Source organism: Streptomyces sp. NPDC004752 (assembly GCF_053601275.1).
Window position 1 is genome coordinate 68,278 of the sequence record NZ_JBSGBN010000037.1, and the last position, 6,498, is coordinate 74,775.

General features: G+C 67.9%; 9 protein-coding genes and 1 pseudogene. 6 read left to right on the forward strand and 4 right to left on the reverse strand.

Going from position 1 to position 6,498, the window contains the following annotated elements; all coding sequences use genetic code 11:
- Positions 1–52: 52 nt before the first annotated feature.
- The 4 genes from ACWEKM_RS17820 to ACWEKM_RS17835 all read right to left on the reverse strand — a co-directional run bounded on the left by ACWEKM_RS17820 (position 53) and on the right by ACWEKM_RS17835 (position 2,914).
- Positions 53–955 (reverse strand): ribokinase, encoded by a 903-nt coding sequence (locus ACWEKM_RS17820; protein ID WP_451622116.1) that lies wholly within the window; start codon positions 953–955, stop codon positions 53–55.
- 52 nt (positions 956–1,007) lie between these two features.
- Positions 1,008–1,313: a hypothetical protein gene (locus tag ACWEKM_RS17825; RefSeq protein WP_451622117.1), complete on the reverse strand. Its 306-nt coding sequence runs from the start codon at positions 1,311–1,313 to the stop codon at positions 1,008–1,010.
- Between the two features lie 102 nt (positions 1,314–1,415).
- The gene (locus ACWEKM_RS17830) at positions 1,416–2,408 is read right to left on the reverse strand and encodes a hypothetical protein (RefSeq protein WP_451622118.1); all 993 of its coding nucleotides are present in this window, start codon (positions 2,406–2,408) and stop codon (positions 1,416–1,418) included.
- A 101-nt stretch (positions 2,409–2,509) separates the two neighbouring features.
- Positions 2,510–2,914 (reverse strand): ATP-binding protein, encoded by a 405-nt coding sequence (locus ACWEKM_RS17835; protein ID WP_451622119.1) that lies wholly within the window; start codon positions 2,912–2,914, stop codon positions 2,510–2,512.
- A 190-nt stretch (positions 2,915–3,104) separates the two neighbouring features.
- Here ACWEKM_RS17835 and ACWEKM_RS17840 point away from each other — a divergent pair, with 190 nt between their 5' ends.
- The 6 genes and pseudogenes from ACWEKM_RS17840 to ACWEKM_RS17865 all read left to right on the forward strand — a co-directional run bounded on the left by ACWEKM_RS17840 (position 3,105) and on the right by ACWEKM_RS17865 (position 6,413).
- Positions 3,105–3,944, forward strand: coding sequence for a helix-turn-helix domain-containing protein (locus tag ACWEKM_RS17840; protein WP_451622120.1), 840 nt, complete (start codon positions 3,105–3,107; stop codon positions 3,942–3,944).
- 8 nt (positions 3,945–3,952) lie between these two features.
- Entirely contained in the window at positions 3,953–4,147 is a 195-nt protein-coding gene (locus tag ACWEKM_RS17845) for a DUF397 domain-containing protein (protein ID WP_451622121.1), read from the forward strand.
- Positions 4,148–4,310: 163 nt separating this feature from the next.
- Complete coding sequence (locus ACWEKM_RS17850; protein ID WP_451622122.1) at positions 4,311–4,505, forward strand: DUF397 domain-containing protein; 195 nt, start codon at positions 4,311–4,313, stop codon at positions 4,503–4,505.
- 56 nt (positions 4,506–4,561) lie between these two features.
- A pseudogene (locus ACWEKM_RS17855) lies at positions 4,562–4,660 on the forward strand (transcriptional regulator); the annotation flags it as partial.
- An 8-nt stretch (positions 4,661–4,668) separates the two neighbouring features.
- Positions 4,669–4,863: a DUF397 domain-containing protein gene (locus ACWEKM_RS17860; RefSeq protein ID WP_451622123.1), complete on the forward strand. Its 195-nt coding sequence runs from the start codon at positions 4,669–4,671 to the stop codon at positions 4,861–4,863.
- Between the two features lie 464 nt (positions 4,864–5,327).
- Entirely contained in the window at positions 5,328–6,413 is a 1,086-nt protein-coding gene (locus ACWEKM_RS17865) for an acyltransferase (RefSeq protein WP_451622124.1), read from the forward strand.
- Positions 6,414–6,498: the final 85 nt, after the last annotated feature.

Below are 6,498 nucleotides of genomic sequence, written 5' to 3' on the forward strand. Positions count from 1 at the left end.
AACTCGGCTGGCCCGCCGGAGAGTTGTCGGTCGGCGGCGAGACCCGCCTTCTTCACAACGCGTCGACCTCCGCGGCGGTCGGGTACGACTCCTGGGCGCCCCGCCGGGTGACGGCCGCCGCCCCGACCCGGGCCGCGTACCCGGCGGCCTCGGCCAGGCCGGAGCCCGCCCCGAGCCGCCAGGCCAGTGCCGCCGTGAACGCGTCCCCGGCGCCCGTGGTGTCCACGGCGGCCACCCCCACCGACGGCACCCGGACGGCCCCGTCGGCATCGGCGACCAGCGCGCCCTCGGCGCCCAGGGTCACCACCACCGACCGCGGACCCTTCGCGAGCAGGACCCGCGCCCAGTCCTCGGGCCGGTCGCCCACCCGGCCCTCGCCCAGGATCACCCGCGCCTCGTGCTCGTTGACGATCAGCGGGTCGCAGGCGGTCAGCACCTCCTGGGGCAGGGCCTGCGGCGGCGACGGGTTGAGCACAAAACGGCTGTCCGGGGCCAGGCTCCGTACCACCTCCACGACCGTCTCCAGCGGGACCTCCAACTGCGCCGAGACCACCCGGGAGGCGTGGAAGAGGCCGCCCGCGGCCCGTACGTCCGCCGGGGTCAGCCGCCCGTTGGCGCCCAGCGACACCACGATGCTGTTGTCGCCGGACGGGTCCACGGTGATCAGCGCGACCCCGGTGGGCGCGCCGCCCACCAGGACGCCCACCGTGTCCACACCGGCCGCCCGCTGCGAGTCGAGCAGCAGCCGCCCGTACGCGTCGTCGCCGACCCGGGCAAGCAGCGCCGTACGGGCCCCGAGCCGGGCTGCGGCGAACGCCTGGTTGGCGCCCTTGCCGCCGGGGTGGACGGCCAGGTCGGAACCGAGCACGGTCTCGCCTGCGCCCGGGCGGCGCTCGACGGAGATCACCAGGTCGGCGTTGGCCGATCCCACGACCAGGAGGTCGTAGTCGTACATCAGATTGGCTCCCCTGAATGAGGGTGGGTGAGGCGCGATGACACCGCCCTCGTCATTGTGCCGCTGTGCCCCGGCGGTTCGCCTGACTCAGTTCGTCGGCGAACAGATCTGTGGCGTTCGTGGCGTGGAGGGCTCGTCGGAGCCAGACTTCGAGTTGGCCGAGATCCGCGCAGGCGTTCACCCGCTCGCGGACGGCTTGGGGCACCGGGATGCCACGTCTTCCCAAAACGGACAGGATCGTCTCACGCCACGCCTGGACACGGCCTTCTTTACGGCCTTCTTTACGGCCTTCTTCCCGTCCTTCTTCGCGGACCTGTTCGGCCAGTGGGTGTCGCCAGAAGTACTGGATCGCCGTCATCAAGTCCCTCGATGTCTGCTTGGTGGAGACGCTCCGGGCCACCCGACTCGGCCCGCTCCAACGCGGGTGAGAGGTGAGCGGGCGGCCCGGCGGTTCACGTGTTTACTCGTCGGCGAACAGGTCCGTGGCGTTGGTGGCGTGCATGGCGCGCTGGGCCCACACCTCAAGCTGATGCAGATCCGTACTGGCGCTCACCAGGTCGCGGACGGCTTGGGATACCGGGATGCCGCGCCATTCGAGGATGCGGAGGACCATCTCGGCTTTACCCTCAGCTTTGCCTTCCTCTTTGCCTTCCTCCTTGCCTGCTTCCTTGCCTTCGGCGCGGCCCTGTACCAGACCCTGCTCCAGGCCCAGTTCACGCCCTTCTTCCCGTCCTTCTTCGCGTCCTTGTTCACGTCCTTCTTCGCGGACCTGTTCGGCCAGTGGGTGTCGCCAGAAGTACTGGATCGCCGTCATCAAGTCCCTCCACATCTGCTTCGCCTGGGGATCGGCCAGGCATGAGTCGACGAACTGCACGAAGACCGCTGCGCTGTCGGAGTCGACGGTCCGCAGGGCGGCTGCCAGGGACTCCAGTATGGCGGCGGACTGCGGGCCCCGCCCGTGTGTCATCGCCGAGAGCACCGCAAGGGGTACATCCCGCTCGGCCTGCCGCTCATCGGCGATCACCGGCACGTTGTCCGGGCCCAGCACCAGCGGCCGTACGGTCAGCGAGTCCCAGCCCGGGAAACCGAACCGGATGGGCTTCGACGCCCACTTGGCCGTGGCACTGTTCTGGGTGATGACGATGAGCACGGGCTCACAGCGGTACTTCTCGTACAAATACGCCAGATAATAGGCCCAGCTGCCCCGCTTCCGGTCGTCCACCTTGCCCTGCGACTCGACCACGAGGAGGTACGTCCCCTCGTCCGTCTCCGCCCGCAGCAGCGTGTCCACCCGCCGCTCGACGGGCTCGATCTCCGTGAGATCCACGTTCAGCGCGGCGATCTCCCGGGGTTCGGGGAAGGGCACGTGCAGCACCCGCTGTAACGCCCGGGTCAGCAGAGCCGGGTCCTTCTGGAAGATCCGGTGCAGCGCCTCATGTGACGAGCCGACCATCAGCTCTCCTTTCCGTACGACGAGATCAACGAGACAGACGCCGCGATGACACGGCCGACACGCACCGACGATCACCCGCGGTGACTGCCCGGCCTGCCTACTCAGGCAGCCGCGAGTTCGCACCACACGTACTTGCCCCGGTTGCCGAACCGGGCCGAGGGCCGCCAGCCCCAGTAGTCGGCGCAGGCCGTCACCAGTGCCAGACCCCGCCCCTCCTCCGACTCGGCGCCCCGGCCCAGCGGTTGGGGCGGAGGCGGCGGTTCGGGGTCGGTGTCCCAGGCGCCGATCCACACCATGCCCTCCGGGGAGCGGCGCACCCGGAGCGCGGCGGGCCCCTTGGTGTGCCGCACGGCGTTGGAGACCAACTCCGCTGCGAGCAGCTCCGCCGTGTCCACGAGGCCGATCAGCCCATGCAGGGTCAGGATCAGGCGCAGGGTCCGACGGCACACCGTGACGGCTCTGAGGTCGTTGGGGATGTAGAGGGTGTAGTCCCAGGTTTCGGGCATGCGTCATCAACTCAGGTGAGATGAGGGGGATTTGCATACGGTTGGCATCGCCGCATCCGCGGTGCACTATCGCTGCGCATGCATTGCGTCACTGACGCTAGACCTGGATTTCCAGGTCTAGCAAGTGGATCGCTAATCTGGCCCTCGAACGAGTCACGCTTACAAGCGCGTTGAACACAAGGAGCAGTTCATGGCGGGGTTGAGGCGCGAACCAACAGCACGTCAGTTGCGCCTGGGCGTCGAGCTGCGCCGACTTCGCGACGCGGCAGGTTTCTCGGGCCGTGAAGCGGCAGCACTGCTCGGGGTGAGTTCCACACAGATCAACCAGATCGAGTCCGGCCTCTCCGGCGTGAGCGAGAAGCGCCTGCGTCGCCTTGCGGCCAACTACGCGTGCGTGGATAGCCAGTTCATCGACACCCTCGTCGCCATGGCCACTGACCGAACACGCGGCTGGTGGGAGGAGTACCGAGGCATGCTGCCCACGCCGTTCCTGGACCTGTCCGAGCTGGAGCACCACGCCGGGTTCCTCCGTCACGTGGCCATCCTGTACGTGCCTGGCCTGCTGCAGACCGAGGACTACTCGCGTGCCGTCTTTTCGTCCAGGCTGCCGGAACTGACCAGCGAAGAAGTTGAGTTGCGCATCCGGCACCGAAAAGCCCGTCAGGAGTTCACCGTCCCGTACGAAGCGGTGATCCATGAGGCGGCACTCCGGATCCGAGTCGGCGACCGCGCCACCTCAAGAGCCCAACTCGCCCGACTCCTCGAAATCTCCGAAGCGGACCACGTCACCGTGCGCATCATCCCCTTCGACCTGGACGGCTTCGCCAGCGCCTCCAGCACGATGACGTATGTGAACGGTCCCCTGCCCAAACTGGACACCGTGGTACGGGATGCACCTCATGGCTCTGTCTTCATTGACTCCGAAGCTCAGCTCAACACCTACCGAAGACGCTTCCGTAGGGTGGAGGATGTATCCCTTGAACCCGACCGGTCACGGGACTTCATCCACGAACTGACGAAGGAGCTGTGAGGCATCCCATGATCACCCCCGACAACTGGCGGAAGTCGTCATACTCCGGCGAGGGCGACGGCAACGAGTGCGTGGAGGTCGCCACCGTCTCCACTCACATAGCCATCCGCGACTCGAAGACCCCCACCCGAGCCACCCTTACCTTCCCCACTCCCGTCTTCACCACCTTCCTCGAAGCCCTCAAGCAGCATCCGCACCGCTGAATCGCCCCCTGTGACAACCCCGGCTACCCCGGCGCCGCGTTCCGCCGGTGTTCGTTGCTCAGCGCCGTTCGAACGCTCTTCTGTAAAGCGGGGTCGCGCCATGTGACCCCGAGTGGTCACGTGACTTCAACCACCGGTTGGCTAACGAGCTGTGAGGCACCTCATGGACACCCTCGACAACTGGCGGAAGTCGTCCTACTCGGGCCCCGGCGACGGTGACTCCTGTGTGGAAATCGCCAACCACCGCACCCGAGTGGGCATACGTGACTCCAAGGACCGCGCCTATGGCCCCCTTACCTTCCCCGCCGCCGTCTTCACCAGCTTCCTCGAAGCCCTCAAGCGGCATCCGCACTGCTGAATTGCCCCCGCGGCAACCCCGGCCACCGCGGCGCCGCGTTCCGCCGGCGCCTGCTGCTCAGCGCTTTTGGAAAGCTGTTCCGTAAAGCGGAGGCCGCGTCACTTGACCCTGACCGGTCGCGTGACTTCATCCACAAGCTGGCGAAGGAGCTGTGAGGCATCCCATGATCACCTCTGGCAACTGGCGGAAGTCGTCCTACTCCGGTGAGGGCGACGGCAACGACTGCATCGAGATAGCGAACTTGCCCAACCACATCGCCATACGCGACTCCAAGGACCCCGCCCACGGCCTCCTCACCTTCCCCGCCGCCGTCTTCACCAGCTTCCTCGAAGCCGTCAAGAAGCACCCGCACCGCTGAACCGCTCGCCGCGGCAACCCCAGCCACCGCGGCGCCGCGTTCCGCCGGTTGCGGGTGTGCGGCGGGGTGGGTGCGGTCCGGTCGCTCATGCCGGGTCAGGTCAGGGCTGGTTACTCATTCGTTCCTGGTAACGCACCCGTTCCCGCAGCTCGGTGGGGAGCACTTCCCCGGCCCGTTCCCCCGACCCGTTCGACCGACCGCGAAGCGCAGCCCGAGGGACGCGGCCACGACGGCACCGCCGCGTCCATCACCGGGTCCGCCACCGGGGCCATCACCGAGTCCGCCATCGAGGCCATCACCAAGTCCGCCCGCAGCGGTCATGAATCGAACGTCCCGCGGGTATACCGCACGTGCGGGACCGGCATCGGGTGGCGTGCCGGGCGACGCCGATACGTTGGCTGTCCGTCCCGTGGATTTGGCCTGCTGTTCGACTGCCGTACACATATCTGGTCGATAGTTGCGCGGTGCCGAATGAGACAGCCGTGCGAGTGCCGCAGCAGAGTAGCCCCCCACCTTCCGGGCAGAGCGCCCAGCCGCGGGAACACCGCTTCGACATCGACCTGATGCGGCTGATCTGCTCGGGCACCGTCATGCTGGGGCATGTGGGGTCGCAGTTCATCGGCGCGACCGGGAACGACGCGGCCAACGGGGCCGGGCCGTACTGGGCCGGGCACATAGCCGAGGCGATCAACCCGTTCGCCGTGCCCATGTACTTCGCGATCGCCGGCTGGGCCGTGCTGGTCGGGGCACCCCCGCGCGACAGCGGCAGGATGTGGAAGAGGATCGTCCGGAACACCGTTCCGCTCTTCGCGTGGACGGCGATCTACCTGGTCTGGGCCTGGCTGCGGGACCGTAACGAGCGCCCGATGACCGAACTGGCGACGGATTCTCTCTTCGGCTCCGTGGAACCCGCCTACCACCTGTGGTTCATGTACAACTACATCCCGATCATCGCTTTCCTCGCCTTCGCGATGCTGATCAAGAACGGGAAGCGGCCCTGGGGCCTGGGCGCCGCCCTGCTCGGCATCGCGGTGCTGCCGAGCGTGCTCAGCACCTTCTCCGAGGTGACGGGGCGGGAGATGCCCTCGGTCGCCTGGGGCTTCGGCACCTACTCCCTGGTGTACGCGGTCGGCGGCGCCATGCTGTTCGCCCTGTCGGCGGGAGAGGCCCGGCCGCGCTGGCTGCTGTTCGCCCTGCTGCCGATCACCATGGCCGGGTGCCTCTGGTACAACACACAGATCCACTACGTGATCCCCAACGCCCATCTGTTCGTCGCCGCCATGAGCGTCTGCGTGCTGCTGCTGATCAGCCGCGTCCGGATTCCCGAGAAGCACCGGCCGCTCCTGCAGAAGCTGGCCGGCGCGGCGCTGGGCGCGTACATGGTTCATGTGCTCTTCGTCGAGGAACTGGTCAGCCCCCTGGTGTCGCCGGACCTGAGCGGCCCGGCGGCGGCGGCGCTGCTGGTCAGTCTGCTCGCCGCGGTCATGGCGCTGTCCTTCGCCACCAGCCTGCTGTGGGGCAGGCTGAACCTGCGGCGCCTGCTGGGCTGACCGCGGGGCGCCTCCGGGACACACACCGGGGCGCCTCCGGAACACATCGGGGCCCCGTCCCGGCGAGACCAGCGCTCGCCGGGAC

Coding starts and splice junctions, on each gene's coding strand:
- ACWEKM_RS17820 (WP_451622116.1), bottom strand. CDS start 955: ATGTACGACTACGACCTCCTGGTCGTGGGATCGGCCAACGCCGACCTG.
- ACWEKM_RS17825 (WP_451622117.1), bottom strand. CDS start 1,313: ATGACGGCGATCCAGTACTTCTGGCGACACCCACTGGCCGAACAGGTC.
- ACWEKM_RS17830 (WP_451622118.1), bottom strand. CDS start 2,408: ATGGTCGGCTCGTCACATGAGGCGCTGCACCGGATCTTCCAGAAGGAC.
- ACWEKM_RS17835 (WP_451622119.1), bottom strand. CDS start 2,914: ATGCCCGAAACCTGGGACTACACCCTCTACATCCCCAACGACCTCAGA.
- ACWEKM_RS17840 (WP_451622120.1), top strand. CDS start 3,105: ATGGCGGGGTTGAGGCGCGAACCAACAGCACGTCAGTTGCGCCTGGGC.
- ACWEKM_RS17845 (WP_451622121.1), top strand. CDS start 3,953: ATGATCACCCCCGACAACTGGCGGAAGTCGTCATACTCCGGCGAGGGC.
- ACWEKM_RS17850 (WP_451622122.1), top strand. CDS start 4,311: ATGGACACCCTCGACAACTGGCGGAAGTCGTCCTACTCGGGCCCCGGC.
- ACWEKM_RS17860 (WP_451622123.1), top strand. CDS start 4,669: ATGATCACCTCTGGCAACTGGCGGAAGTCGTCCTACTCCGGTGAGGGC.